The organism is Klebsiella indica (assembly GCF_005860775.1).
GTDB lineage: Bacteria > Pseudomonadota > Gammaproteobacteria > Enterobacterales > Enterobacteriaceae > Klebsiella > Klebsiella indica.
Window position 1 is genome coordinate 105,693 of record NZ_VCHQ01000003.1, and the last position, 25,278, is coordinate 130,970.

Here is a 25,278-nt window from a genome sequence, read left to right on the forward strand (position 1 = left end):
AAGCGCGCTTTTCATCGTCAGGCCAATTTTACGTATGCCAGTGGATATATTTAAGCAGGGCGAGAGAGGAATAAAAAATATTTTTTTCGGTTGCCGGATAAATTCTTCAGGTTGTGAAAATAAGCATTAGCGACCAGACTGAATAAGACATGAGTAAAATGTCGGAGGGGCTGATGAAAAAGTTACTGCTTATTATTTTCTGCTGGCTGATGGTTCCTGGCGTTTATGCCGAAGCAGAGGGGGGATTTAAAAATGACACCGTTCCACCCCCTCCCCATAAGCTTGATGACGGCTATCGTGGAACCGAAGATAGCCGGATTATGACCGTGCGGCAGGCCCTGAGCATGCATGACGGGGCAACCATCTCTTTACGCGGTAATCTTATTGAGCAGTATGGTGATGACCGCTATCACTTTCGCGATAAAACCGACACCATTGCGGTCACTATTCCCGCCGCGGTTTTCGCCGGTCGGGAAGTCAGGCCCGATCAGATGATCAGCATTAATGGCAGTCTGGATAAGAAAATGACGCCGCCGATGGTGCGAGTGGACAGAATACAGAAATAACCGCTGAGACAGGAGAAAAAAATGTCCGTACAGAATCCAGCCGATCCCGATAAACGCGGGCGGCATCCGGCGAAAAAGGATCCCCGCGAGCAGGGGGAAATACCGCGTAAAAGAGAGGATAGCGAGGCGCATAACCCGCGGAAACATGGATAAGACGCGACGTGGCGTTAAAGATCCAATAACGGTAAACGTCTGCGGGCACGTCGGGCCTGGTGAGATATCGCCTTTGCCATTGCCGCGCCGATCTCCGCGCAGGCGGTGATCCCCTGGACAAAGGGTTGGTCATGCATCAACCACGGGATGGCGCCGAATGCAATACGCCCGCGAATCGCCGGGGGATCCAGCAACGTATAATCATCGCCGACTTCCGGGATCTCATCACCCGTCGCCAGCAACTGCGCTCGTAAATGAGGAAACGGAATATCTTTGTTTTTCAGCGGTTTTTGCCCACGGGCATCGACAAACACATCATAGATATAGTGCTTATCCCGGCTGGAGATCAACGTTTTTTCCGGCTGGATGGCTATTTCATAATCCTGTCCCAACGAGAGAATGCTGATCACACCCGCTTCGCGTAGCGCCAGTAAGCGGCGAATAGATTCCGGGGGAATGGCGGCATAGCAGTCGATAAACACGCGGGCAAGACCTGCGCTAAAACGTGTCCGATCCCTGTCATTGAGGTGGGGAACTATTGTCTGGACGGCTTCATGCAACCGCAGGATGACGTAACGCCAGGGAACGGTGTATCTCTCGCGTTTGTTTCGCTCGACTTCCTTGAGGTTAGCCTGCGCCCAGTGAAAAGGATTCTTCTGCTGACGTTGATAAAACCAGGTTTCGCTAAAGGTGTCCGCATCAAGGTCGCAAAGGGCGATCTCTTCGCTCCAGTGCGGATCGGCGAGCGCGATTTCCTGAGCAATCAGATTAAATACCCGGTCGAGCAAGCCATCGGCCCCGACGGCGATTTCCTGGTCGAGCGCGTGTTGGGTAACGATCTGCAGCGGCTCCCAGGGGATTGGGCAGTAAAAGTCGGCCTCCGGCAAAATGCCGGAGCGGGACATGAGCACAATTTTAAGGGACTCACAGCCATCGTTCAGCCTGAAAATCAGCGTGTCATCATCCGGCTCGCTAAAGCTGCCATGCTGAACCGCAACGGCCATTGCCGCATCAATCCCGCTCAGTGAGGTTCCCATGATGCCCACCCGGCAAGGCGGGATCTTCGCTTCCATCAGGCCTGACCACGGACTGGGAAACCAACTGCGGGTTGATTCTTCTTCCGCGGGCCAGACGTGACCAGTGGCGATGACTGCGAGATCAAAGGATTCGGCGGTCGGTTCATTTTGTCGCCAGAGCCTGACACCTGCTTCGCTGGCCTGCAGGTCGGTAACAAGGCAGGATTCATTGACCTGTATCCGAAAGCCTTGTTCTTTGGCTTGCGCAACCAGTGCAAGAAACCGATCGCGAAAATATTCGCCAAGCAGAATGCGCGGCAGAAACTGGCGGTCATGAAGCGTATCGTAATCTACGCCGTAGCGCGAAAGATTAGCTTTGCTTTGGGTTTTTAGCCAGTCAAGATAAGTGCACTGAATGGGCGGTATTTCAATACTGGCGATGTTTGCCAGCATCATGGGGGAATTATCTTCGTCACTGTAGGGCATGCCTACGCCTGCTTCATCTGCCTGCTCATAAATCGACACCTCGAACGGTTCGTTATGTTTAAGTAATGCGTACAACGTATAAATACCGGTTGGACCTGCGCCGATGATAGCAATTTTCTTCATATTGACTGACCCGTCGCTGTTATTACATTTGTTATCGGTGGCCTTCCGTGAGTTGAAAAGCGCCACGAGATAGTCTGTCCCGGTGAGGTAAACCTGGCAGAATAATTGTGGTGCAAAATGGCGAAGAGGGCCAACTGGCGATGCGGGCGTTGTACCGAGGCGAATTTATTCTCATACCCTTGTAGCGGTGCGTGATGAACGGCCTGAATGGTGTACTATGTCGGCACATCAGGGACGCTGAAGAGGATAAATTATGTCTACCCCCGTATTTCGCCAGGCCACGCCATCCGACGTTGATCGCTGCTATCAGATTGAAATCACCGCGTATGAAGGTGACGAAGCGGCGACGAGAGAAAAAATCGCCACCCGTATCAATCTGTATCCGCAAGGGTTTATGTGTATGGAACTTGGCGGAGAAGTGATTGGATTTATTAACGCGGGCTGTGCGTGGGACGTGGTGATGTCCGACGAAGAGTTCAAAGAGCTTATCGGGCACGACCCGGCGGCGCCGAATGTGGTGATTATGTCGGTCGTGGTAGATCCTGATTTCCAGGGGCAGGGCTACGCCACGCTGATGATGCGTGAGTTTATCTCGCGGATGAAGGTCATGAATAAGCAAACCATCCATCTTATGTGTAAAGATCGTCATGTGGATCTCTATGCGCACTTTGGCTATCGCTATATTAAACCGTCAGCGTCCGATCATGGCGGCATGGCCTGGCATGAGATGATGATGACGCTGTGATCTTATGCTTATTGATGCGCTAAGGCTAAATTCAGGCTTTAGCGCATCGGTTCATTTCTCTTTTTTTTACCATTACGAACGTCGCGAATATTTGACAGGTTACCGCTGTAACACTTCAGCAAATTTCACCAGCCATTGCGGATGAGCGGGCCAGGCAGGTGCGGTGACCAGGTTGCCATCGACGTGCGCCTGATCGATGCCAATATCGGCATAATGTCCACCCGCGAGCCGTACTTCCGGCGCGCAGGCGGGGTAGGCGCTGCAGGTTCGGCCTTGCAGAATGCCGGCGGCGGCCAGCAGTTGTGGGCCGTGACAAACGGCGGCAATTGGTTTGCCCGCGGCGTTAAATGCCTGTACCAGTGTTATTACGTCGTTATTTAATCGCAAATATTCCGGCGCCCGCCCGCCGGGAATCAGTAGGGCATCGTAGTCCTGTTCTTTCACTTTGGCAAAGTCGGCGTTAAGGGTAAAGCGGTGACCCGGTTTCTCGCTGTATGTCTGAGCGCCATCAAAATCATGGATCGCCGTCGTGACGTAGTCCCCTTTGACCTTATCGGGGCATACCGCGTCGACCTGATGGCCAATCATCTGCAGCGCCTGAAAAGGCACCATCGTTTCATAATCTTCGGCGTAGTCGCCGACCAGCATCAGAATTTTTTTACTTATCATGATCGCTCCTGCATATGGGAAGATGCATAAGATATATAACCATCATATTCAGGTTGCAGGCGGTCTGGCAGGGCCTCTCTCCGACTCCTGTCTGCTCATGTGAGGCCGACGCAAACACGGTTAAGCGTTATGTCCTGCAACACGAATTAGTTAGGGTATAGACCATGAGCGGGGAATGGGAAATTGGCAGGATGCTTCTTTAGACTGAGAATGCTCAGTTGCTAACAAATATCGAAATTTTCAGCCGGGATAAAGCGTAAACCCGATTTAAAATATCATTGGCACAGGGATGATTTATGGGTGTTACTGACGAGAGGATAAAAGCGCAGCACTCAATTATCAACTGAATGGTGCGTCCGAGTGGACTCGAACCACCGACCCCCACCATGTCAAGGTGGTGCTCTAACCAACTGAGCTACGGACGCAATATGGTGCGTTTAATTGGACTCGAACCAACGACCCCCACCATGTCAAGGTGGTGCTCTAACCAACTGAGCTATAAACGCATTATGGTGCGTTCAATTGGACTCGAACCAACGACCCCCACCATGTCAAGGTGGTGCTCTAACCAACTGAGCTATGAACGCAATGTTGTGGTAACAACGGGGACGCATATTAACGGCAGGGCGGGGTTGTGGCAAGAGGCAAACGTCACTTTTCTTCCAGATTTGACGCGATCGCAGAAGTTTTATCCATGTTGCTTATATTTTACTGATGCAAAAGAATATTTGTTCATCAGGTTCGGATAACGGCGCGCTATCCGCGCCGTTTTTTCATCCAATATCGCGCCGAACAGGCTTAACGCGCAGCACGCTGTAAAATGATGCTGGAAGGCTGACGCTGCAGGAAACGCATACGCAGCATCATCATGATGGCAGCGGAGGTTAAACCAATAATAAATCCCCACCAGAAACCCGCGGGCCCCAGGCGCGGGACAACGACGTCGGTCAGCGCCAGCAGATAGCCGCTCGGCAGCCCGAGCACCCAATAGGCGATAAAGGTGATAAAGAAGATGGAGCGGGTATCTTTATAACCACGCAGGATCCCGCTGCCAATCACCTGAATGGAGTCGGAAATCTGGTAGATCGCCGCTAACAACATTAACTGGGAAGCCAGCATAACGACCTCAGGGTTGTCGTTATACAGCAGCGCAATTTGCTTGCGCATCAGAATAGTGAAAATGGCGGTGATAACGGCCATACACACGCCAACGCCCAGGCCGGTTCTGGCCGAAGTTTGTGCTTCCAGCGTTGAGCCCTGCCCAAGACGGAAACCGACGCGAATCGTCACCGCCGCGCCCAGGGAGAGCGGTAACACGAACATTAGCGAACTGAAGTTAAGGGCAATCTGATGTCCGGCGACATTGATGATCCCCAGCGGAGAGACCAGCAGCGCCACCACGGCAAACAGGGTCACTTCGAAAAACAGCGCCAGCGCAATCGGCAGGCCCAGTTGTACCAGGCGCTTAAGAACAGCTACGTCCGGTTTGCCGAAACCTTCGTGGCTGCGAATATCCCGCATTGAGCGCGCGCGGCGCACCCAGAAGATCATACTGAAAAACATCACCCAGTAAACGGCAGCCGTCGCCACGCCGCAACCAATACCACCCAGCTCTGGCATACCGAAATGACCGTAGATAAAGATGTAGTTCACGGGAATGTTGACCAGCAGGCCGATAAACCCCATAACCATGCCCGGCTTGGTCTTCGCCAGACCTTCACACTGGTTACGCGCGACCTGAAAGAAGAGATAGCCGGGCGCTCCCCATAACAGGGTGCGCAGGTAGCCAACGGCTTTCTCCGCCATCGCCGGGTCAATATCATGCATGGAACTGATGATGTAACCTGCGTTCCACAGGATAACCATCACCAGCATTGAGACGAAGCCAGCCAGCCAGAAACCCTGACGCACCTGATGGGCGATACGGTCGCGACGACCTGAACCATTAAGCTGAGCAATGATCGGGGTCATCGCCAGCAGCAGACCATGGCCGAAAAGGATCACCGGTAACCAAATGGAGGTACCAATAGCCACGGCTGCCATATCGGTGGCGCTGTAACCGCCCGCCATTACGGTATCGACGAATCCCATAGCGGTCTGGGCAACCTGAGCGAGGATAACGGGTATTGCCAGCGCTAACAACTGACGCGCTTCAATAAAGTACTTCTGCACGTGAACACCTTTATATTGTTGTTATTTTTGGACTAAAAAAGCCGCTCTACATAGCAGCAAGAAGAAAAACAGGGGGATTTTCCAGACCATTGTAGCGAGGATTGGCTATTTATCCAGTGAAAAAATCCCAGTAGACGTTGTCCGCTGGCAACCTGTTTTACCACCTGTTATTGTTCCATATAGCCTAAAACGGTAATGATACCGTCATGAGTTTATACAGGAGCAAAACATGTTTACCGGTATTGTGCAGGGGACCGCGAAAGTGCTGTCCATTGACGAGAAACCCAATTTTCGCACCCACGTAGTGGAATTACCTGAGCATATGCTTTCAGGGCTCGAAACGGGGGCGTCGGTGGCGCACAATGGGTGTTGTTTGACCGTCACGCATATCGATGGCGCACGGGTGAGTTTTGACCTGATGAAAGAGACACTGCGAGTCACCAACCTGGGCGCAGTCCGTGCTGGCGATAGCGTGAACGTTGAGCGTGCGGCTAAATTCAGCGACGAAATTGGCGGTCACCTGATGTCCGGTCATATCATGACCACCGCCGAAGTGGTGAAAATTCTGACCTCGGAAAATAACCGTCAAATCTGGTTTAAGGTTCAGGACCCGGCGTTAATGAAATATATCCTTTATAAAGGATATATTGGCGTGGACGGGATCAGTCTGACCGTCGGCGAAGTGACCCCGACGCGCTTTTGTGTGCATTTAATTCCGGAAACGCTCCAGCGCACCACGCTTGGCGCGAAAAAGCTGGGTGATCGGGTGAATATTGAAATCGATCCGCAGACGCAGGCGGTGATTGATACCGTCGAGCGCGTGCTGGCGGCGAAAGAGGCGGCGCAGAAAACGGCGACAGAGTAACCCGGTACGCAGCCCGACAGGCGTGATCGGGCTGCCGATTGACATACTAACCGTCAGATATCCATTGCCGCGTGATGGCCCTGATAAATTGCGGTTGTAATTGTCGGGATCTTCACGTAATCACCCACCTGCGCCACCCACGGCGCGCAGTCGCGCAGTTGATCGATTGTCTCGCGGCGCGCGCTTTTGTCATGGGGTTGTTCTCCGGCGTTATTTAAGCAGAATATTTTTATTTATCAGGCGAAAAATTAAGGCGAGCACCAGCGCGGTGACGCTAAATGCGATGCCGACGGGAAAGGCGCTGTGGTAACTGTGAGTGGCGGCAAACGTTGAGGACATAATGGTTGGTCCGACGTAACCGGCGATAGCAAAACCGCAGAACATAATGCCGAAGTTCACGCTGTTGTGCTGTGCGCCGAATTGGTCGGCGGTGAAGCCAGGAAAAACGCCCATAAAGGCACCAAAACAGATACCGATAATGGAAATCCCCGTGTAAAACAGCGCATCGTCGCCGATGCCCGTGTAGTAGAGAGCACTGAGGCCTGGAATAGAGAGGATACAGGCGAGCATCAGGGTATTAATGCGGCCGATCTTGTCGGAAATCATGCCCGCCATGACCCGTCCCAGGACGTTGAAAAGAGCGAGAACGGAAACGGCCAGCGTTGCGGCGGCCGTGGACATCCCGACCATGATTTTTGCCAGCGGAGAGGCCAGAGAAATGCACATGAGTCCGGCAACTGCGCCGCAGGTCAGCATGATGAGCATAAGATAAAAATTGAAGCTGGACATCATTTGCCGCCAGGTTTTATTCCCTGAAGGCATGATGTTTCGCGCGTGTTGCGGCGGTTGCCAGCCGTCCGGACTAAAGCCATGCGGGCATTTATCGATGACGAAAGCGCAGGCGCAGATAATAACCGCGAAACCCAGTCCGATGATTTTAAAGGCAGACAGAATACCGGCCTCGGCGGTAATTATCCCGGCAATCGGCGGAATGATCACCGAACTGATGCCAAACAGGGCAGTGGTGACACCGCCGACAAAACCGCGTTTATCGGGGAAAAATTTGATAGAGGTGCTAATGGTCGCCCCGTAGACCATTCCTAATCCCAGACCGGTTAATATTCCATATGCCCAGATCAGATGACTGATTTGCGAGGCAAAACCGCAGAGGATCATCCCGCCGCCAAACATGAGTCCGCCAGTGAAAATCACCATACGGGGGCCAAATGTATCGTTTATTTTGCCCCCGCTGATCATCGTTATGGGACCAACAGAGTTGCAGATGACAAAAACGATAGCCAGATCGGCAGAGGTGATATTGGCGTTGTGAAGTTGTGAGAGGTAGTCAGCCATCGGCGTGGCAAAAACGCTCCAGGCGTACATCGAGCCTACGCATAGATTGATAAAGCAACTTGCTATCAGGATCCGCCATCTTTTTTTTGAGTAATCCATGTTTTTATCCTCGATGAAATTTTCTATTAAGCAACAAAATCAATGTTTTATTAACAATTCTTGCGTGGTAATCGTTCTGATCAGACGCTAAACCACGTGATAAATCATGTCAATGATTACATGTTTTATTTGACATGGCTGTTGACGTGGCAAGAAGGCGTAATGCGGAGAGTGACGCGTGCTATACTGCGCGCAGAGATCACAGGTGAGGCGAAATGAGAGTTTTAACTTATGCCATTCTGGGCTTACTTAACCGTACGGCAATGACCGGCTATGACATCAGCAAGGCGTTTAACCATGAACTGGCAAAGTTCTGGCATGCGAAACATAGCCAGATTTATGGTGAGCTAAAGCGCATGTATCACGATGGACTGGTCACTTACGACATCGAAATCAGCGGCGATATTCTGGAAAAAAAGAAATACAGCATTACCGATACCGGAAGGGATGAACTGCTGAAATGGCTACATAAAGATGAGCCAATAGAAAAAACGGCAAAAGATGTTTTTCGGGTTCGTATGTATTTTTCCCACTATCTTGATGTCAGTACGCGTATTCATCTGTTGGAAAATCAGCGCATACAGCACCTCGAAAGGTTAAATGTTCTGCAAAAAACAATGGAACAGTACGCGCAGGTTCCACCTCTTGAAAGTGACAGATTTGGTGATTTTATTGTGCTTGAAGGGGCGATATGTCGTCAGGAGAGCGTTTTGCGCTGGATTGATAAATGTATTGGTTATTGCCGTCGCGGTGAATAAAAGAGAAAACACCTGCGCCAGGGGCGCAGGTGGAGCAGAAATTAACGAGCAACGCGAAGACCGTGCTCTGCGCCGCGAGAAAAAACGACCTGCCAGAGCTGAATATCGCGCGCGCGGAAAGCGCCGGCACAGGCATTTAGATAATAACTGAACATGCGTTTGAATCTATCCGAATAGTTATCGGCAATTTCCGGCCAGCTATTAAGGAAACGCTCATACCAGGCCATCAGGGTAGTGTCATAATCGGCGCCGAAATTATGCCAGTCTTCCATCACGAAATGCGTTTCACTGGCTTCGGCAATATGACGTACCGACGGCAGACACCCGTTAGGAAAGATATATTTATTGATCCACGGATCAACGCTGTGGCCGGTTTTTTTCGAACCGATCGTATGCAGCAGGAAGCGACCATCAGGTTTTAAGTTATGATCGACCACTTCAAAATAGGTATTGTAGTTTTTAGGCCCGACATGCTCGAACATCCCGACCGAAACGATACGGTCGAAACTATCGTGCAGATCCCGATAGTCCTGGAGTAAAATCGTCACGTCCAGCCCTGCGCAACGCTGTTGAGCCATCTTCTGCTGTTCCGCAGAGATCGTGACGCCAACAACGCTGACCTGGTAGTTTTTCGCCATGTAGTACGCCAGCCCGCCCCAGCCGCAGCCGATATCCAGTACCCGCATTCCGGGTTCAAGCTGTAATTTTCGGCAGATAAGATCTAATTTTGCCTGCTGAGCGGCGTCCAGATTCTGCGCATCTTTCCAGTAACCGCAGGAATATTGCATATAAGGATCGAGCATGCGGCTAAAGAGATCGTTGCCTAAATCGTAGTGTTCTCTACCGACAATCCATGATCTTTTTTTGCTTTGCAGATTGAACAAACGAGCGCCAGCAATACGTAGCGTATCTTTAAGATGGTGCGGGAGTTGATTCTCCAGACCGGCCCGCAGGACCTTATAGAAAAATATATCCAGTCGCTCACAATCCCACCAGCCGTCCATATAACTCTCGCCTAATCCCAGTGACCCTTCCTGCAGGACGCGTTTAAAAAAATGCGGATTTTTAATCTGCAGATCGGAGGGGGCGGGGCCGTTGATCTCAATATTGGCACGGCCTAACAATTCAGCTGCAATCCGGTACCAGTCATCATTTGGTACACTTACTTCTTCTATACACGATGAACTCATAGCTTCTCCATCACGCCCAAGTGATCAGAACCTTAAAACAGCGTAGACGTTTTTTTGGTTTTGTGAGAAATCCCACGGATTAACCGCGAGACTGCTATCCGACGTAGAACAGAGGAAGGGAGATAACCCTTGCCGAAAGGCCATCCATGGTGAAACGGGATGCATCCTGCTCCCGTTAAGATTTGTTGAATATTCTATTTATGTGATACCGGATTCAGTATAGGCCGCTAAAAACGGGCTTTCAATAAAAATATCTTAGCCAGCTAATGACTAAATCCGGGGGCCAAGTCAGGCGTCTATTTTAGGCATGCGACGTGTCAGTTACCCGCCGCGCAGCGTTGTGTTGCAGACGATAACCGATGCCGGCAAGCACAATGGAGACCAGCATCACGCGGGTGGTGGTTTGCAGCGGATGCGCAATGAGTGCCGAGACAAGCAGACTGGTAACGAAACAGAGACCGAGCTGTAAGGTATTTTGCAACGCGGCGGCGCGGCCGGTGGCCTGTGGAAAGGGCTTCAGGGCCTGAGCGACAACGATGGGATAAATTCCCGCATTTACCGCCGCCATGGCGCAGAACGGGATCATCAATCCGACCAGCGTGACATTATCCTGCAGGCCGGTCATCCAGATGGCGGCAACGCTGATAGTGAAGATAGCCAGCAGCCAGGGCAGGATTTGCCCGCCTGACCACTTTTGCAGGGCCGCGCGGCAGCCGTAACCGCCCACCAGAAAAGCGATAGTTTGCGGAATGTAGCTCAGACCGACCGCCGTTGGGCCATAGCCCATATCATGGAGAATAAAAGGTGAGCCGGTCAGCCAGGCAAAAAAGCTTGCGGAGCAGGCGGCGTAAATCAGCACATTACCGCTATATTCACGTGAGCGAAGCAGGGTAAAGAAAGTGAGCTTTTGCTGTGTATTGACGGATGGCTTATTAACAGATCTCAGACGAATGGTCGGCAGGATCAGCACCAGAGCCACAGCGGCCAGGACAGCAAAAATAGCCTGCCAGTCGAAATGTACCAACAGCCAGCTACCGAGCAGCGGCGCCAGCGCGGGAGAGAGTCCGACCAGCGGCATAATGGTGGCAAAAATACGGTTCGTGCGATGCGCCGGATAGTAATCGGTGACCAGCGCCTGCCAGGTGACTGCGGCGGCGCAAACGCCAATGGCCTGGACAAAACGCAGCGCCAGCATCAGCCGGGTGTCCTGAACCCAGAGCATGCCCAGACAGCCGAGGGCGAAAATCAGTAGGCCGCAGAACAGCACCGGCTTACGACCGTAGCGGTCAGAGACGGGCCCCCAGAACAGTTGTCCAATAGCAAAGCCGGCAAGGAATAAGCTCAGGCTGGCGCTGACCGCGGACGCGGAGGTATTCAAATCCTGTTGAATGGCGGCAAACGCCGGCAAATACATATCAGTGGCGAGGAAACCGAGCACGCTAAGCCCCGCCAGCCAGACTAAAAATCCTTTCCCAGGTTGTTGCATAAAACTCTCATTTCAGTGATACGGCGATGATGCGGCAGAGTGTAGGGAGTGCATTCCGGCTTGTGAAACGCTAATATTTGTTCGTTCATTTCAAAAATTTTGCAGGCAAAAAATGTGGTCGGAATACTCGCTTGAAGTTGTTGATGCTGTTGCCCGCAATGGCAGCTTTAGCGCCGCAGCGCAGGAGTTGCATCGTGTGCCTTCTGCTGTCAGCTATACCGTTCGTCAACTGGAAGAGTGGCTGGCGGTTCCGCTGTTTGAACGTCGTCATCGGGATGTGGAATTAACGCCCGCCGGAGTCTGGTTTCTGCAGGAAGGGCGCTCTGTTATCAAAAAAATGCAGATCACCCGTCAGCAGTGCCAGCAGATAGCCAACGGCTGGCGCGGGCAGTTGTCCATCGCAGTCGATAACATCGTCAAACCCACGCGTATGCGGCAAATGATCGTTGATTTTTATCGCCATTTTGACGACGTTGAGCTGATTGTTTCTCAGGAGGTTTTCAACGGCGTCTGGGACGCGCTGGCCGATGGCCGTGCGGAATTAGCGATCGGGGCGACGCGTTCGATTCCGGTCGGGGGGCGCTATGCCTTCCGTGATATGGGGATGCTGAGCTGGAGTTGCGTTGTCGCCAGCCACCATCCGCTGGCAAAAATGGCGGGCCCACTGAGCGACGATGTATTACGCAACTGGCCATCGCTGGTCAGAGAGGATACGTCACGTTCGTTGCCGAAGCGCACGACCTGGCTGCTGGATAATCAGAAGAGGGTAGTGGTGCCGGACTGGGATGCTTCCGCAACCTGCCTTTCCGCCGGACTGTGTGTCGGCATGGTGCCAGAACATCTGGCGCGTCCGTGGCTGGATAGCGGTAAATGGGCTGCGCTGGCGCTGGAAAATCCATTCCCGGACGCCGCCTGTTGCCTGACCTGGCAACAAAGCGATGCATCTCCTGCGCTGCTGTGGCTGCTGGATTATCTTGGCGACAGCGAAACGCTGAACCGTGAATGGTTGCGGGCGCCGGAATAACCGACGCCGCACATGGTGTTAACGACGGTAATCGATAAACGGGCCATCGGCCACCGAACGGCGCTCGACAAGGCGCGGATGCACTTCAATCGACCGGGAGACTTCACGTTTATTGACGATACGGTCCAGTAGCATGTTGAATGCAGCCTCGCCCAGCGAGTCTTTTGGCTGATGGATGGTGGTCAGCGCAGGGCTGAAGTAGCGAGCGTTGCGCACATTATCATAACCGATCAGCGAAATATCCTGCGGTACGCGCAGGCCCATTTCGTCCGCTGCGCAGATTGCACCCATTGCCATAATATCCCCGCCGCAGAAAATTGCCGTCGGGCGGTGATGCTGGCTGAGAATTTGTTGCATTGCGCGATAGCCGGATTCCGGCTCAAAATCACCCTGTACAATCCAGTTTTCAGGAACAGTAATTCGCGCCTCTTCCATGGCTTTCATAAAGCCCGCCAGCCGACCGGCGCCAGTGTTGCGCTCCAGCGGGCCGGGGATGACCCCAATATCGTGATGGCCGCGCTCAATCAGATAGCGTCCGGCAAGGTAGCCGCCTTCAAAGGCGTTATCGATCACCGCGTCGGTGAAATCGGCTTTTGCTTCCCCCCAGTCCATTACCACCATGGGAATATGGCGGTACTCTTCCAGCATACTCAACACCGATTCCGGATATTCAGAACACATCACCAGCAGACCATCTACGCGTTTTTGCGCCATCATTGACAAATAGGCGCGCTGTTTCTCAGGATCGTTCCAGGCGTTGCCGAGGATCAGGGTGTAGCCTTTCTGGAAGCAGCTTTTCTCAACTGATTCAATAATTTCCGCAAAATAGGCCGCTTCGCTGCTGGTAGCCAGCAGACCAATAGACTTGGTGTGATTCACCTTCAGGCTACGGGCGACAGCGCTGGGAGAGTAGTGCAGTTCTTTAATCGCCGCCCATACTGCATTGCGCGTCTCTTCCGCAACGAAACGCGTTTTGTTAATTACGTGTGAAACAGTTGTAGTGGAAACGTTTGCGCGCTTCGCTACATCTTTAATAGTTGCCATTATTCCTCACTCCAGACCTTGACCTGATCGTCTGTGTATCGCTACGTAAACGTTTGCCTGCACACACCCTGATGCTAAAAATCATCATTGCATCACGTCGGGAAAACGACACAGAACGACAGGAAGGGGTCAATGGCCGATACGCTTTCAAATTAGCGTGGAATTTTGTCCGATCTTGGGGCAAAGGGGAAGAGTAAAAATGTGCATCATGCTAAATCTCGGAAGATTTTTACGCTATTCTGTGCAAAAATGATCGTACTCACTTTTTATGTTGGGATAATCAGGGGGAAAATTGATGGATACAAATTTAAGGTATTCGCTGACAACAACGATTATTGTCCTGGGCTTGATTGTTGCTGCAGGATTAACCGCAGTATTGCACTAATTTCACGTCAGGGAGACATCGCGCTCCCTTTTTTATCTGACGATTATTATCCGTTTTGCAAAAATCTTTTGCCATTTCGTTTACTTCTGCTTTTCTGTGATTGATGTCATGCTTTTAGCTTCTGACGCAATGCCGTTGTAGAAGGCGGCCTGATGGAGTGTTTTGCATGAAAATTAATTTCCCCTTGCTTGCTCTGGCGATCGGGGCTTTCGGTATCGGTACGACCGAGTTTTCCCCAATGGGCATGTTACCGGTTATTGCCAAAGGCGTGGATGTTTCAATTCCGGTGGCGGGAATGTTGATTAGCGCCTATGCCATCGGCGTCATGATCGGTGCGCCGCTGATGACGTTATTGCTCTCTCATCGGGCGCGCAGAAATGCGCTGGTTTTTCTGATGGCTATTTTTACTTTAGGCAATGTGCTCTCGGCAATTGCGCCGGATTACACCATGCTGCTGCTGTCGCGTATTATCACCAGTCTTAATCATGGCGCGTTCTTTGGCTTAGGCTCGGTGGTGGCGGCGAGCGTGGTGCCAAAACATAAACAGGCCAGCGCTGTGGCGACAATGTTTATGGGGCTGACGATTGCCAATATCGGCGGTGTTCCCGCAGCAACCTGGCTGGGTGAGACCATCGGCTGGCGTATGTCGTTTCTGGCTATGGCGGGTCTGGGTATCGTGGCGATGACAGGCCTGTGGTTTTCCCTGGCGAAAGGCAGTAGTGGGGAGCGTCCGAACGTGAAGCAGGAACTGTCGGTGCTGATGCGCCCGCAGGTACTATCGGCCTTGCTCACGACCGTACTGGGGGCTGGCGCGATGTTCACGCTCTATACCTATATTTCGCCCGTGCTGCGGACGATCAACAATGCGTCTCCGCTGTTTATTACAGCCATGCTGGTGCTGATTGGCGTGGGCTTCTCATTGGGTAACTACCTTGGCGGGAAATTTGCGGACCGTTCTGTCACCGGAACGTTAAAAGGCTTTTTGTTGTTGCTGATGGCGATTATGCTGGCCATTCCGCTGCTGGCCAAATCGCAGACTGGCGCGGCTATCAGTATGGTTGTCTGGGGCATGGCGACCTTTGCGGTGGTGCCGCCTTTACAGATGCGCGTAATGCGGCTGGCTCACGAGGCGCCAGGGCTCTCCTCATCAGTGAATATCGGTGCCTTCAATCTTGGGAATGCGCTGGGCGCGGCTGTCGGCGGCGCGGTGATTTCCGCTGGTCTGGGGTACGCGTTTGTCCCGGTGATGGGCGCGATTATTGCTGGCCTCGCGTTCTTGCTGGTGCTGTTCAGCGGCGGGACGCAACAGGAAGAAGCCTTCGCCAACCACTAATATTGCATGAACTGAAAAAATAACCGCAGAAAGGGCAATCTTTCTGCGGTTTGCTTTTAGGCGGCCAGATTAGCGGCAACAAACTTCCAGTTTACCAGCGCCCAGAAGTGTTCCAGATAGTTCGGGCGAGCGTTACGGTAGTCGATATAGTAAGCATGTTCCCAGACATCCACGGTCAGCAGCGGCGTGGCATCGCCAGTCAGCGGCGTGCCCGCGTTGCTGGTGGAGACAATAGCGAGGCTGCCGTCGGCGTTTTTCACCAGCCAGGTCCAGCCTGCGCCGAAGTTTTTAGCGGCTGCGTCGGTGAATTTGGCTTTGAAATCCGCAAAACTGCCGAAGGATTTAGCGATAACTGCCGCCAGTGCGCCTTCCGGTTCGCCGCCCGCATTGGGTGCCAGGCAGTTCCAGTAGAAGGTGTGGTTCCAGACCTGGGCTGCGTTATTAAAGACGCCGCCGTCGGAAGAACGCACGATCTCTTCTAAGGTTTTGCCTTCAAACGCAGTCCCCTTGATCAGGTTGTTGAGGTTGGTGACATAGGCCTGGTGGTGTTTGCCATAATGGTATTCCAGGGTTTCTGCGGAAATGTGCGGCGCCAGGGCGTCTTTTGCATATGGTAATGCAGGTAATTCAAACGACATTGCTACTCTCCTTTTTATCGTTATACCCGTCATACTTCGGCTGCATCCCGTGCAGTTTGTCCGTTCCAGGCGTGCCCTATGAAGGACCGCGCGGGCGTTGTACAAAACGGCTCCCCGCTTCGTTATGCAACGCAAATTATTCAGGGCATTGGACGCGTAATAACCATGTATTTCGCAAGGTGATAGTAGCAAATTAAAAGATGTGACAAAAGAGAACGTTACCCCGTCGTCGTCACGACGGGGCAGAATCAGCGAATCGTTTTTGGCGTCATAACGCGTCGGGCGCCAACATAGTGACGTAACCAGTAATCTTCACTTAATGAGGTTATCTGAATATCGCGACCGGTGCGCGGGGACTGAATGAACTTGCCGTTGCCCACATAGACGCCGACGTGATCGGCGGTACCGCGCCCACGGGTACGAAAGAAGACTAAATCTCCACTTTGCAGCTCGTCGCGATCGACCGGACGGGCATCGCGCAGGTGATACATCTCATTGGCAGTGCGCGGAATGTGGATTTTTACCAGATCTTTATAGGCGTAATACACCAGACCGCTGCAGTCAAACCCGGTGCGCGGCGAGGTACCGCCCCAGCGATAGGGCTTGCCAATCTGATTCATCAGTTTTGACATGGCGGTGTTCTGTGCTTTTTGTACCCGAATTTTGTGCGCTTCGGAAAGGGTGATCTTCCGTTCGTCGGCGATGGGGCGGCAGCGGGTTTTATACCCCTTACGCACGATGCACTTTTTCTGGACGCTGGCCCGGACAACCCTGTTTTCAGCCACCGGTTTTGCCGGGCCTGCGCACAATTTTTTATAGCCTTTGCGGAGCACACATTTTTTCGTGGCGCTGGCGACCTGGCGATGAAGCGCGGTTTGGGTTGATGGCGTACCGGAAGTGGGGTGTGTTATCCGTCTGGTGGTCGAGGTTTTCTTGCTGGAGGTTCTGGCGCTGCTCTTGCTTCTGGAACTTACGGCTTTTTTCTTACGCTCCGGGGTGGTGCCTTTGGCCTGATGTGATTTTAGCGAAGCAGAAGTGTGCGTATGCCCGGAAGCATGCGCCAGGGGGGTAAGAGAAAACGATGTGAAAAGTAATGCACAGAGCGAAATCGCGGTTTTATTAAGACGCGCCACTGAGCAATCCTCTGGTTAAATTACAGACACATACAGATGCCTGACGATGAAAGACAAAACGCATCGATTCTAAAACATAAAATCCCGGAAAGTTAATACTCTTTTGTATCTAAAGTCTCGTTTGGTTAACATTTGCAAAAAAATACGTCCGGCAGCCGTTTCGCCGGGTGAAAAGTACGCAATGCGTTGCCGCCGATGGCAATAAAATAATATTTTTAAGGCAACTTTTGTCGACAGAAGATAAGATATGACAAGTGAAAAAAATGTTATTATCGGTCCTGCGTTCAGAGCGCTACAATGACAGATTACTGCCGTAGAGAAGTTTAAGGAAGCACGACAATGAGTACGACTGTAGAAAAAATCCAGCGTCAAATCGCTGAAAACCCAATCCTGCTGTACATGAAAGGGTCGCCGAAACTACCGAGCTGTGGTTTTTCCGCCCAGGCTGTACAAGCGCTCTCTGCCTGTGGCGAACGTTTTGCCTATGTTGATATCCTGCAGAACCCGGATATTCGCGCAGAGCTGCCGAAATATGCTAACTGGCCGACCTTCCCGCAGTTGTGGGTTGATGGAGAGCTGGTCGGCGGTTGTGACATCGTGATTGAAATGTATCAGCGCGGCGAACTGCAGCAGTTGATCAAAGAAACGGCCGCGAAGTACAAGACCGACGAGCCGAAAGCAGAGTAATTCGGCTGCCAATAATAAAAAAGCGACTGCTGATGTAGTCGCTTTTTTATCGCTTATTCTTCAGTTTTGGCCAGTGGCCAGCCGCCAAGACGCTTCCAGCGGTTAACGATTTCGCAAAATAACTGCGCGGTTTGCTCAGTATCATACAGCGCCGAGTGCGCCTGGGCGCTATCAAAAGTCATTCCCGCGGCAATGCAGGCCTTTGACAAGACCGTCTGACCGAGCGCCAGCCCGCTTAGCGCGGCGGTATCGAAGGTAACAAACGGGTGGAATGGGTTACGTTTCAGGGCCGCGCGTTCTGCCGCCGCCATCGTAAAACTGTGATCGAACGTGGCATTATGCGCCACCATAATGGCGCGACTGCACTCGCTCTCTTTCATCCCCTTACGTACCATCTTGAAAATGGCGTGCAGCGCATCATATTCGCTCACCGCACCGCGTTCTGGGTCGTTTGGATTTATCCCATTAAACGCCAGGGCTTCGGGCTGCAGATTCGCGCCCGCGAAAGGTTCAACATGAAAATGCAACGTTTCGTCCGGCTTCAGCCAGCCTTGCTCATCCATCTTCAACGTAATAGCGGCGATCTCCAGCAGGGCGTCGGTTTTGGCATTAAATCCGGCGGTTTCAACATCAATTACCACGGGATAAAAACCGCGAAAGCGGTCGCACAGACCATTAAGTTGAGCGTTCTCGGACATCAGATTCTCTTAGCGGAAAAAAAGTAGCGCGCATTATGGCAAATTTTGTCGCGCCTTGCAGCAGGAAGGGGAGAAAACAGCGGGCACCCTGGGTGCCCGAAGCAGATCAGTTGCCGAGGCCTTTGCCGGCATCTTTCTCTTCAATCAGCTCGATTTTGTAACCGTCCGGATCTTCGACGAAAGCGATGACCGTGGTGCCACCTTTAACCGGGCCCGCCTCACGCGTCACATTACCGCCATTCTGACGAATACGCTCGCAGGCTTCCGCTGCGTTTTCGACGCTCAGCGCGATATGACCATAGGCGCTACCGAGGTCGTACTTATCAACACCCCAGTTATAGGTCAGCTCAATAACAGCGGTATCGCTTTCTTCGCCGTAACCCACGAATGCCAGCGAGTATTTATACTCCGTGTTTTCACTGGTGCGCAGCAGTTTCATGCCCAGTACATTGGTGTAAAAATCAATTGAACGTTGTAGATCGCCAACGCGCAGCATGGTGTGAAGTAGGCGCATAATGTCCCCTATGCAATGAGTTTTGATACATCAGAACGTTGAGTATAGCGGCGATAGCCCGCCGCTATCAATTAAGCGATTACAGCGTCGGGTAATCGGTATAGCCTTCCGCGCCGCCGCCGTAGAAGCTTTCCGGGCGTTGCGGATTCAGTGCGGCCTTGTTCTGCAGGCGAGCGACCAGATCCGGGTTGGCAATATAGTCGCGACCAAAGGCTACCGCATCAATCAACCCTTTACCGATAAGGTTATTGGCCTTCTCAAGCGTATACGCGCCCGCGCCAATAATCACGCCAGGGAAACGGTCGCGCACTTTCTGGCGGAATTCATTGCTGTACGGTTGACCGCCAGCCCAGTCCGGTTCAGACATGTGCAAATAAGCAATGTTGCGTTTAGCCAGCTCTTCAATCAGATACAGCGCGTCGGCTTCTTCATTCGGGCCGTTATCGACATTCTGGAAGCTGCCGACTGGCGAGACGCGAATACCGATACGATCGGCGTTCCACTCTTTGCAGGCCGCATCAACCACGTCCAGCACCAGGCGAGCGCGATTTTCAACGCTGCCGCCATACTGGTCGGTACGATGGTTAGAAGAAGGGGACAAAAACTGGTGCAGCAGGTAGCCGTGGGCGGAGTGCAGTTCGACAAGATCGAAACCGGCATCGCGGGCGTTTCTCACCGCCTGGCGAAAATCATCGACAATCCCCGGGATCTCTTCGGTTTCGAGCGCGCGCGGCATTGAGGTATCAACGCGAACAGCGTGACCGTTTTCATCGCGCAGTGAGGTCCGGGTACCGGCGCTAATGGCGGATGGCGCAACCGGGGCTGCGCCGCCGGGTTGCAGACTGTTATGTGAAATGCGTCCGGTATGCCACAGTTGAACGGCCATATGCCCGTTTTCGGCGTGCACGCCAGCGGTAATTTTTTTCCAGGCGGCAATTTGTTCCGGGCTATGCAGACCTGGCGCCCCCGCGTAGCCTTTGGCCTGCGCTGAAATCTGGGTGGCTTCGGAAATAATCAGGCCGGAACTGGCGCGCTGGCGATAGTACTCGCCCATCAGCGGGGTTGGAATATCGCCGGGTTCAATGCTCCGCAGACGTGTCAGCGGAGCCATAAATACGCGATTGGCTACGGTTACCGCACCCACTTGCAACGGGGTAAACAACGTTGATTCTGACATAATAACTCCTGAGTAGACCGGTCGTCTTGAAATTGATTAAATAAAAACGCCTGTTACATGCCTGGCGACGAAATAATATTTTTGACGTGGGCAAGCGCGCTTTCCAGCGGCGTTGCGCAGCGCGTAATCTTGGCCTGCAGGTTGGCTCCCAACCACAGGGAGTAAAGCACCCGAGAGAGCATCAATGCATCACCATTAAACGCCAGGCTCCCTTCCTGGCGGCCTTTCTCCAGCGCGTCGCTCAGCAGGGCGATAATCTGGCTGGCGCCTTTATCCATCGCGGTGCGCATATCCTCCGATAAATCACACACCTCAGCCGACAGTTTTACCGTCAGACACCCACTGATTACCCCCGTCAGGCAAAATTCCGTCAGCGTCTGCTGATAGTAGGCCAGCAGGCGGTCGCGATAGTTACCTTCGCCGTGGTTAAAAAGTGCCACCAGGCGCTGAAGATACCCGGCGTAATGGTGGTCTAGCAGCGCGACGCCAAAGGCCTCTTTGGAGCGAAAATAGTGGTAGAAAGAGCCTTTCGGCACTTCCGCTGTTTTCAGTAGTTCGCTCAGACCCATACCCGTAAAACCACGGTGCATGCAGAGTTGCTCGCCCGTGGCCAGGATATGTTCTCGGGTATTACATTCGCTGTATCTATTCATAGCGCCCACTGTAATAGACCGATTGGTCTATTACAAGTGATAAATAAAATGTCGTCTGACGCGAGTGATGATAAACAAAATTTGCGAACGACGGCTGAAACGTCTTCAATAAAATAAGTACGCGCTGACAGGAGAGGTATGGTGCCTGAACAACTGGAATTCTTCCCGATACAAAGCCCGTGCCGGGGGATTTGTCAGTCTGATGAACGCGGCTACTGTCGGGGGTGTCTGCGTAGTCGGGATGAGCGTTTTAACTGGCTGAAGATGAGCGATGCGCAGAAGCAGGAGGTTCTGCGTTTATGCCGCCAGCGGCTGCTGCGCAAACTGCGTGCAGCGAAACAGGATAGTGCGGAAGAACCTCAGCAACCCTCACTGTTTTAAGCATAAAATTGCGTATACTCAGGAGACTTTTTTGTTGAGGAAGCGGTTATGGTTCAGCGTATTGCTATGGCCCCGCAGGGGCCGGAATTCTCTCGTTTTGTGATGGGCTACTGGCGTTTGATGGACTGGAATATGTCCCCCGAAGCGCTGGTGAGCTTTGTTGAGCAACACCTGGATCTGGGGATCACAACCATCGATCACGCCGATATTTATGGTGACTATCGCTGTGAGGCGGCGTTTGGCGAAGCGTTGAAGCGGGCCCCGCACCTGCGTGAACGGATGGAAATTGTCACCAAATGCGGGATTGCCACCAGGGCGCGGGCGGAAAATACCATCGGTCACTATATTACCGACCGCAATCATATTATGCTCAGCGCAGAGCAATCGTTACGCAATCTGGCAACCGATCGTCTCGACCTGCTGCTTATTCATCGGCCTGACCCGCTGATGGATGCCGATGAAGTGGCAGAAGCTTTTCTCAGTTTACATCATAGCGGGAAGGTGCGTCATTTCGGCGTATCCAACTTCACACCCGCCCAATTTAGCCTGTTGCAGTCGCGACTGCCGTTTACGCTGGCAACTAACCAGGTGGAAATTTCTCCGGTGCATCAATCATTGCTGCTTGATGGTACGCTGGATCAGCTCCAGCAGTTGCGTATCCGGCCAATGGCCTGGTCATGTCTTGGTGGTGGGCGAGTGTTTAGCGACGAAAGCTTCCAGCCGCTGCGTGATGAGCTGGTCAGGGTTGCCGGGGAGCTTAATGCGGAAAGTATCGAGCAGGTCATTTACGCCTGGATCCTGCGTTTGCCTTCGCTGCCGCTGCCGATTATTGGGTCAGGAAAAATTGAGCGCGTGAGTGCCGCCATTGTCGCGGAGAGACTGAAGATGTCCCGCCAGCAGTGGTTCCGCATCCGTAAGGCGGCGCTGGGTTACGACGTGCCGTAATCATCTGAAGCAGGCGTTGCTTCGGCGCATTGTGCGTTGAGCATTCCGGGTTCGGGCACATTAGCGTGTTCTTTCGCTAATCGTCCCGGCCACCGGCGCCTGTTCAAGCTGCGAGAGTGCGCACCACAGTCTCCAGATAATCGCCGCCAGCGCTTTTGCCGCTGGCTGGTGGTGGTGGTTAAGGGCATCGCAGATTTTCTGTAGTTCTTCAAGCGTTGCGGCGAGGGGCCGCTGTTGCACGCCTCGCTCGCTCATCACATCCCGCAGCAGGCTAATACACAAATCGCGCACTTGCGAGAGTGGGTCGGAGCGGGTTTCCCATTCGCGCAATTGCCAGACGACATGGGAGCAGTTAAGTAATACCACGCCCCAGCGCAGCAGCCAGCGGCGCGCCAGCGCATCCTGACTATGACTTAACTGACTGATGTGATGGTAAACCAGCGATTCAAACTCATGTTCACTATGCTGCGGATAGTGGCTAAGCTGGTCAACAAAGTGACGCCGTAACGTTCTGATGTGGCGGCGACTTTTACGGGCATCGGAACCGGGGCTGATAACCGCGAACGCCAGCCACGCAAGGCCGACGCCAATAATTTTCCCGAGATTGTCGTTGAGAAATGTCGAATAATCATAAACCGGTGGATTGGTCACCGAAATAAAAGATCCCATAAAAACAATAAGCTGTCCCCATAGGCCAGCCAGCGTCGGCATCTGCTGTTTAAGTAACTGCATGGTCGTCAGCAATGGAAAGAGGAACAGCAGAAACTGCCATAAATCGGTTATCTGCACCATCAGCCCGAATTTAACGATAAAGCTGAACAATGACAGCAGGATCAGGGTGCGCATTAACAGCGTTAATGATTTGAACGGAGAGGGTGACAGCGAATAGAGCACGCAGCAGATAGCCGCGAGGGTTAACGCCGCGGCGCAGGATTGCCATTGGGTGGCGATCCCCCACGCGCCGACCATGACCAGCGCGCAAAAAGCACGTACGCCATTCCACAGGGCTTCGGCCTGGTCGGTGTGGCGGGTCAGCGCAGGTGCGGAAGGGACATTAAATTCGGTGATGGCGGTTGCGTTTTCGATACGCGTAAGCCAGCGGCTGCTTTCCAGATAGAGGCGGCAGAAATAGCGCAGGCGCTTCCAGAAGGCAATATGCCGGTAGTCTGCGTCGGCAGGCGGAGCCAGAGGCGCGATAAGACGGGAAATGCTATAGCTGTCGGTATGTGAATTGGCCAGTTCGCTTAACAGGGTTTCCAGGATCTGGCGTGTGCCTGCGGGTGCCGTGGGCCAGTTGAGCAGCATGCGTCTCAGGCTTGAAATAACGCTGGTCATGCGCAACTGCCGGTGCAGCAAGTAATTCAGCAGCGGGTTTTGCCGACGAAAACGATAGTGGCTCCAGAATGCCTGAATACGCAGCAGATTCATGGTCATTATTTGCCCAATGACGCTTTCGTGCGCGGCGCGGATCGCCTCGGTGGTTTCCGGGACCCATAGCAGGCTGGCGTGTTCCAGCAGACGGGCATGCATGTTCTTTAGCGCGCTCAGCAGGGCTGTGCCATCGGAGGTGCTGGGTAATATCATCATCATCAGTCCGCCGCAGAGAATACCGACGATAACTTCGCAGACGCGAGACTGGGCGATGGTCCAAAGTTCGTTTGCGTCAGTGATATTAATCACCGGGAAGGCGATAATCGCACAGGTGTAGCCGGCAAGCTGGAAGGCGTAGGCGACGTTATTGGTGAACATTGCGCAGGCCCAGGTGCAGAGGGCTATCCACGCTGAGATGCTAAAGAGAAACAGCCAGGGATCGTTGAGCGTATGCCCGGCCAGCAGCAGCGCCGCTCCGGCGCCGAGCAGGCTACCGGCAATACGGCCAAAACTTTTACTGATCACGCCACCGACGGTGGGAAAGCTGACGACGGCAGCAGAGGTCATCGCCCAGTAGGGCTCATCAAGATCCAGCCAGTAGGCGATACTCAGCGCCAGACACATCGCGATGCCGTTACGCAGGGCATAGCGCCACTGCGCACGACTGGCTTTAACCCACGGCAGCGAGCGCCATGTCAGCGCCTGCAGTTTCATTATGGCGCGCCAATTGCCACGGTACAGGTGGTGCCTGAGACCAGTGTGGTATCGGGCGGGAGAGAGTCAAACGCAATACGAACCGGTACGCGCTGGGCAAGACGAACCCATGGAATATTCGGCTTAATATCCGCCACCAGCGCATCGCTGCTCTCTACGCTTTGGTCGACAATCGCGCGACCGATACTCTCTACGTGACCCTGTAACTTTTTCTGATTGCTGTAGAGAATAATTTGCGCCCGATCGCCGGAATGAATATTACGCAATTTCGTTTCTTCAAAATAACCTATTACGTAGAAGGAGTGGCTATCGATGAGCGCGAAAACCGGGGTGCCGGTGGTGGCGTAATCACCGACACGGGTCGAGAGATTGGTTACCCAGCCATCAACCGGTGCAGTGATCTCGGTCTGCGCCAACTGCCATTGGGCGTGTTTGAGCGTGGCGCGGGCCACATCCTCCGCCGCTTTCGCCGCTTCAAGATTCGTGTTCGCGGTATTCAGTGCGGTATTGGCGTTTTCCAGATCTTCCGCTGAGATGGCGTTCTGCGTAAGATGACGCCTGCGCCCGGCAACGCTGGCGGCATTTTTCTGTTCAGCCTGGGCCGTGGCGACGTCCGCCTGGGCCTTAGCCAGTTGTGCCTGGGCGTTGAGAATGGCAATTTTATAGGGAGCGTCATCAATTCTGAACAACACGTCGCCAGCGTTAACCAACTGGTTGTCGTGCACATTCAGTTGCATGATGCTGCCGGAAACCTGGGGCGTAATGTTGACTTGTTCGGCGCGTACCTTGCCGTCCCTTGTCCATGGCGATTGAGTGTAGTAGTTCCAGACCAGCCAGGCGGCAATAATGGCAAGCGCGGTGATCAGCAGCGTGGAGAGATATTTTAGTGTTTTCATGCAA

General features: G+C 53.0%; 26 protein-coding genes and 3 tRNA genes. 11 read left to right on the plus strand and 18 right to left on the minus strand.

Features of this window, described 5'->3' with window-relative positions; translation table 11 throughout:
- Window positions 1–173: 173 nt before the first annotated feature.
- Entirely contained in the window at window positions 174–566 is a 393-nt protein-coding gene (locus tag FE839_RS02585; protein WP_138358839.1) for a YdeI family stress tolerance OB fold protein, read from the plus strand.
- 21 nt (window positions 567–587) lie between these two features.
- The gene (locus tag FE839_RS24810; RefSeq protein ID WP_241675605.1) at window positions 588–719 is read left to right on the plus strand and encodes a hypothetical protein; all 132 of its coding nucleotides are present in this window, start codon (window positions 588–590) and stop codon (window positions 717–719) included.
- A 14-nt stretch (window positions 720–733) separates the two neighbouring features.
- Here FE839_RS24810 and FE839_RS02590 read toward each other — a convergent pair whose 3' ends face one another.
- Window positions 734–2,344 carry an FAD-NAD(P)-binding protein gene (locus FE839_RS02590; protein WP_138358841.1) on the minus strand — a complete coding sequence of 537 codons (1,611 nt, stop codon included), beginning with the start codon at window positions 2,342–2,344 and terminating at the stop codon, window positions 734–736.
- Window positions 2,345–2,597: 253 nt separating this feature from the next.
- Here FE839_RS02590 and FE839_RS02595 point away from each other — a divergent pair, with 253 nt between their 5' ends.
- Entirely contained in the window at window positions 2,598–3,089 is a 492-nt protein-coding gene (locus FE839_RS02595) for a GNAT family N-acetyltransferase (protein ID WP_138358843.1), read from the plus strand.
- 99 nt (window positions 3,090–3,188) lie between these two features.
- On the opposite strand, the gene FE839_RS02600 is transcribed toward FE839_RS02595, so the two are convergent.
- From FE839_RS02600 to mdtK, 5 genes are all read right to left on the minus strand, one after another.
- Complete coding sequence (locus tag FE839_RS02600) at window positions 3,189–3,758, minus strand: DJ-1/PfpI family protein (protein WP_171034807.1); 570 nt, start codon at window positions 3,756–3,758, stop codon at window positions 3,189–3,191.
- Between the two features lie 348 nt (window positions 3,759–4,106).
- Window positions 4,107–4,183, minus strand: a tRNA-Val gene (locus FE839_RS02605).
- Between the two features lie 4 nt (window positions 4,184–4,187).
- Window positions 4,188–4,264: transfer RNA gene (locus tag FE839_RS02610), tRNA-Val, on the minus strand.
- Window positions 4,265–4,268: 4 nt separating this feature from the next.
- Window positions 4,269–4,345, minus strand: a tRNA-Val gene (locus FE839_RS02615).
- Window positions 4,346–4,556: 211 nt separating this feature from the next.
- Entirely contained in the window at window positions 4,557–5,930 is a 1,374-nt protein-coding gene (mdtK, locus tag FE839_RS02620) for an MdtK family multidrug efflux MATE transporter (protein ID WP_138358845.1), read from the minus strand.
- A 229-nt stretch (window positions 5,931–6,159) separates the two neighbouring features.
- On the opposite strand from mdtK, the gene FE839_RS02625 reads away from it, so the two are divergent.
- Window positions 6,160–6,795, plus strand: coding sequence for a riboflavin synthase subunit alpha (locus FE839_RS02625; RefSeq protein ID WP_138358847.1), 636 nt, complete (start codon window positions 6,160–6,162; stop codon window positions 6,793–6,795).
- Window positions 6,796–7,005: 210 nt separating this feature from the next.
- On the opposite strand, the gene FE839_RS02630 is transcribed toward FE839_RS02625, so the two are convergent.
- Window positions 7,006–8,247: an L-lactate MFS transporter gene (locus FE839_RS02630; protein ID WP_138358849.1), complete on the minus strand. Its 1,242-nt coding sequence runs from the start codon at window positions 8,245–8,247 to the stop codon at window positions 7,006–7,008.
- Window positions 8,248–8,462: 215 nt separating this feature from the next.
- On the opposite strand from FE839_RS02630, the gene FE839_RS02635 reads away from it, so the two are divergent.
- Window positions 8,463–9,005: a PadR family transcriptional regulator gene (locus tag FE839_RS02635; protein ID WP_138358851.1), complete on the plus strand. Its 543-nt coding sequence runs from the start codon at window positions 8,463–8,465 to the stop codon at window positions 9,003–9,005.
- Window positions 9,006–9,046: 41 nt separating this feature from the next.
- Here FE839_RS02635 and cfa read toward each other — a convergent pair whose 3' ends face one another.
- A complete protein-coding gene (gene cfa, locus FE839_RS02640) occupies window positions 9,047–10,195 on the minus strand; it encodes a cyclopropane fatty acyl phospholipid synthase (protein WP_138358853.1) in 1,149 nt (382 codons plus the stop codon).
- Window positions 10,196–10,496: 301 nt separating this feature from the next.
- Complete coding sequence (gene punC, locus FE839_RS02645) at window positions 10,497–11,681, minus strand: purine nucleoside transporter PunC (protein WP_138358855.1); 1,185 nt, start codon at window positions 11,679–11,681, stop codon at window positions 10,497–10,499.
- Window positions 11,682–11,793: 112 nt separating this feature from the next.
- On the opposite strand from punC, the gene punR reads away from it, so the two are divergent.
- A complete protein-coding gene (punR, locus tag FE839_RS02650; RefSeq protein WP_138358857.1) occupies window positions 11,794–12,705 on the plus strand; it encodes a DNA-binding transcriptional activator PunR in 912 nt (303 codons plus the stop codon).
- A gap of 18 nt (window positions 12,706–12,723) precedes the next feature.
- On the opposite strand, the gene purR is transcribed toward punR, so the two are convergent.
- Complete coding sequence (purR, locus tag FE839_RS02655; protein ID WP_138358859.1) at window positions 12,724–13,749, minus strand: HTH-type transcriptional repressor PurR; 1,026 nt, start codon at window positions 13,747–13,749, stop codon at window positions 12,724–12,726.
- Between the two features lie 295 nt (window positions 13,750–14,044).
- On the opposite strand from purR, the gene cydH reads away from it, so the two are divergent.
- Window positions 14,045–14,134, plus strand: coding sequence for a cytochrome bd-I oxidase subunit CydH (gene cydH, locus FE839_RS02660; RefSeq protein ID WP_138358861.1), 90 nt, complete (start codon window positions 14,045–14,047; stop codon window positions 14,132–14,134).
- A gap of 166 nt (window positions 14,135–14,300) precedes the next feature.
- Window positions 14,301–15,467, plus strand: a complete 1,167-nt coding sequence (locus FE839_RS02665; protein ID WP_138358863.1) for an MFS transporter — start codon at window positions 14,301–14,303, stop codon at window positions 15,465–15,467.
- Window positions 15,468–15,523: 56 nt separating this feature from the next.
- On the opposite strand, the gene sodB is transcribed toward FE839_RS02665, so the two are convergent.
- Both sodB and FE839_RS02675 read right to left on the minus strand, forming a co-directional pair.
- Window positions 15,524–16,105, minus strand: a complete 582-nt coding sequence (gene sodB, locus FE839_RS02670) for a superoxide dismutase [Fe] (RefSeq protein ID WP_138358865.1) — start codon at window positions 16,103–16,105, stop codon at window positions 15,524–15,526.
- Window positions 16,106–16,353: 248 nt separating this feature from the next.
- On the minus strand, window positions 16,354–17,238 hold the full coding sequence (locus FE839_RS02675) for a C40 family peptidase (protein ID WP_138358867.1): 885 nt from the start codon (window positions 17,236–17,238) through the stop codon (window positions 16,354–16,356).
- Window positions 17,239–17,577: 339 nt separating this feature from the next.
- Between FE839_RS02675 and grxD the strand changes: the two genes are divergently transcribed.
- Window positions 17,578–17,925, plus strand: a complete 348-nt coding sequence (grxD, locus tag FE839_RS02680) for a monothiol glutaredoxin 4 (RefSeq protein WP_004862717.1) — start codon at window positions 17,578–17,580, stop codon at window positions 17,923–17,925.
- Between the two features lie 53 nt (window positions 17,926–17,978).
- On the opposite strand, the gene rnt is transcribed toward grxD, so the two are convergent.
- From rnt to FE839_RS02700, 4 genes are all read right to left on the minus strand, one after another.
- Window positions 17,979–18,623, minus strand: a complete 645-nt coding sequence (rnt, locus tag FE839_RS02685; protein WP_138358869.1) for a ribonuclease T — start codon at window positions 18,621–18,623, stop codon at window positions 17,979–17,981.
- 106 nt (window positions 18,624–18,729) lie between these two features.
- Window positions 18,730–19,137, minus strand: a complete 408-nt coding sequence (gene gloA / locus FE839_RS02690; protein ID WP_138358871.1) for a lactoylglutathione lyase — start codon at window positions 19,135–19,137, stop codon at window positions 18,730–18,732.
- Between the two features lie 79 nt (window positions 19,138–19,216).
- Window positions 19,217–20,314, minus strand: a complete 1,098-nt coding sequence (gene nemA / locus FE839_RS02695) for an alkene reductase (RefSeq protein WP_138358873.1) — start codon at window positions 20,312–20,314, stop codon at window positions 19,217–19,219.
- 53 nt (window positions 20,315–20,367) lie between these two features.
- Window positions 20,368–20,967: a TetR/AcrR family transcriptional regulator gene (locus FE839_RS02700; RefSeq protein WP_138358875.1), complete on the minus strand. Its 600-nt coding sequence runs from the start codon at window positions 20,965–20,967 to the stop codon at window positions 20,368–20,370.
- Between the two features lie 138 nt (window positions 20,968–21,105).
- On the opposite strand from FE839_RS02700, the gene FE839_RS02705 reads away from it, so the two are divergent.
- Both FE839_RS02705 and FE839_RS02710 read left to right on the plus strand, forming a co-directional pair.
- A complete protein-coding gene (locus tag FE839_RS02705; protein WP_171034808.1) occupies window positions 21,106–21,348 on the plus strand; it encodes a DUF1289 domain-containing protein in 243 nt (80 codons plus the stop codon).
- Between the two features lie 48 nt (window positions 21,349–21,396).
- The gene (locus FE839_RS02710) at window positions 21,397–22,293 is read left to right on the plus strand and encodes an aldo/keto reductase (protein ID WP_138358877.1); all 897 of its coding nucleotides are present in this window, start codon (window positions 21,397–21,399) and stop codon (window positions 22,291–22,293) included.
- 60 nt (window positions 22,294–22,353) lie between these two features.
- Here the strand turns inward: FE839_RS02710 and FE839_RS02715 are convergent, their stop codons facing one another.
- Window positions 22,354–24,378: an FUSC family protein gene (locus FE839_RS02715; RefSeq protein WP_138358879.1), complete on the minus strand. Its 2,025-nt coding sequence runs from the start codon at window positions 24,376–24,378 to the stop codon at window positions 22,354–22,356.
- Complete coding sequence (locus tag FE839_RS02720; RefSeq protein WP_138358881.1) at window positions 24,378–25,274, minus strand: efflux RND transporter periplasmic adaptor subunit; 897 nt, start codon at window positions 25,272–25,274, stop codon at window positions 24,378–24,380. Before FE839_RS02720 ends, FE839_RS02715 begins: the two co-directional genes overlap by 1 nt.
- Window positions 25,275–25,278 lie beyond the last annotated feature (4 nt).

Bases quoted from the DNA above. Each gene is read 5' to 3' on its own strand.
- FE839_RS02715 (WP_138358879.1), bottom strand. From the start codon at position 24,378: ATGAAACTGCAGGCGCTGACATGGCGCTCGCTGCCGTGGGTTAAAGCC.
- FE839_RS02700 (WP_138358875.1), bottom strand. From the start codon at position 20,967: ATGAATAGATACAGCGAATGTAATACCCGAGAACATATCCTGGCCACG.
- rnt (WP_138358869.1), bottom strand. From the start codon at position 18,623: ATGTCCGAGAACGCTCAACTTAATGGTCTGTGCGACCGCTTTCGCGGT.
- cfa (WP_138358853.1), bottom strand. From the start codon at position 10,195: ATGAGTTCATCGTGTATAGAAGAAGTAAGTGTACCAAATGATGACTGG.
- purR (WP_138358859.1), bottom strand. From the start codon at position 13,749: ATGGCAACTATTAAAGATGTAGCGAAGCGCGCAAACGTTTCCACTACA.
- grxD (WP_004862717.1), top strand. From the start codon at position 17,578: ATGAGTACGACTGTAGAAAAAATCCAGCGTCAAATCGCTGAAAACCCA.
- FE839_RS02590 (WP_138358841.1), bottom strand. From the start codon at position 2,344: ATGAAGAAAATTGCTATCATCGGCGCAGGTCCAACCGGTATTTATACG.
- sodB (WP_138358865.1), bottom strand. From the start codon at position 16,105: ATGTCGTTTGAATTACCTGCATTACCATATGCAAAAGACGCCCTGGCG.
- FE839_RS02635 (WP_138358851.1), top strand. From the start codon at position 8,463: ATGAGAGTTTTAACTTATGCCATTCTGGGCTTACTTAACCGTACGGCA.
- FE839_RS02595 (WP_138358843.1), top strand. From the start codon at position 2,598: ATGTCTACCCCCGTATTTCGCCAGGCCACGCCATCCGACGTTGATCGC.
- FE839_RS02625 (WP_138358847.1), top strand. From the start codon at position 6,160: ATGTTTACCGGTATTGTGCAGGGGACCGCGAAAGTGCTGTCCATTGAC.
- cydH (WP_138358861.1), top strand. From the start codon at position 14,045: ATGGATACAAATTTAAGGTATTCGCTGACAACAACGATTATTGTCCTG.
- FE839_RS02705 (WP_171034808.1), top strand. From the start codon at position 21,106: ATGGTGCCTGAACAACTGGAATTCTTCCCGATACAAAGCCCGTGCCGG.
- FE839_RS02710 (WP_138358877.1), top strand. From the start codon at position 21,397: ATGGTTCAGCGTATTGCTATGGCCCCGCAGGGGCCGGAATTCTCTCGT.
- FE839_RS02665 (WP_138358863.1), top strand. From the start codon at position 14,301: ATGAAAATTAATTTCCCCTTGCTTGCTCTGGCGATCGGGGCTTTCGGT.
- FE839_RS02585 (WP_138358839.1), top strand. From the start codon at position 174: ATGAAAAAGTTACTGCTTATTATTTTCTGCTGGCTGATGGTTCCTGGC.
- FE839_RS24810 (WP_241675605.1), top strand. From the start codon at position 588: ATGTCCGTACAGAATCCAGCCGATCCCGATAAACGCGGGCGGCATCCG.
- FE839_RS02630 (WP_138358849.1), bottom strand. From the start codon at position 8,247: ATGGATTACTCAAAAAAAAGATGGCGGATCCTGATAGCAAGTTGCTTT.
- punC (WP_138358855.1), bottom strand. From the start codon at position 11,681: ATGCAACAACCTGGGAAAGGATTTTTAGTCTGGCTGGCGGGGCTTAGC.
- nemA (WP_138358873.1), bottom strand. From the start codon at position 20,314: ATGTCAGAATCAACGTTGTTTACCCCGTTGCAAGTGGGTGCGGTAACC.
- gloA (WP_138358871.1), bottom strand. From the start codon at position 19,137: ATGCGCCTACTTCACACCATGCTGCGCGTTGGCGATCTACAACGTTCA.
- punR (WP_138358857.1), top strand. From the start codon at position 11,794: ATGTGGTCGGAATACTCGCTTGAAGTTGTTGATGCTGTTGCCCGCAAT.
- FE839_RS02720 (WP_138358881.1), bottom strand. From the start codon at position 25,274: ATGAAAACACTAAAATATCTCTCCACGCTGCTGATCACCGCGCTTGCC.
- FE839_RS02600 (WP_171034807.1), bottom strand. From the start codon at position 3,758: ATGATAAGTAAAAAAATTCTGATGCTGGTCGGCGACTACGCCGAAGAT.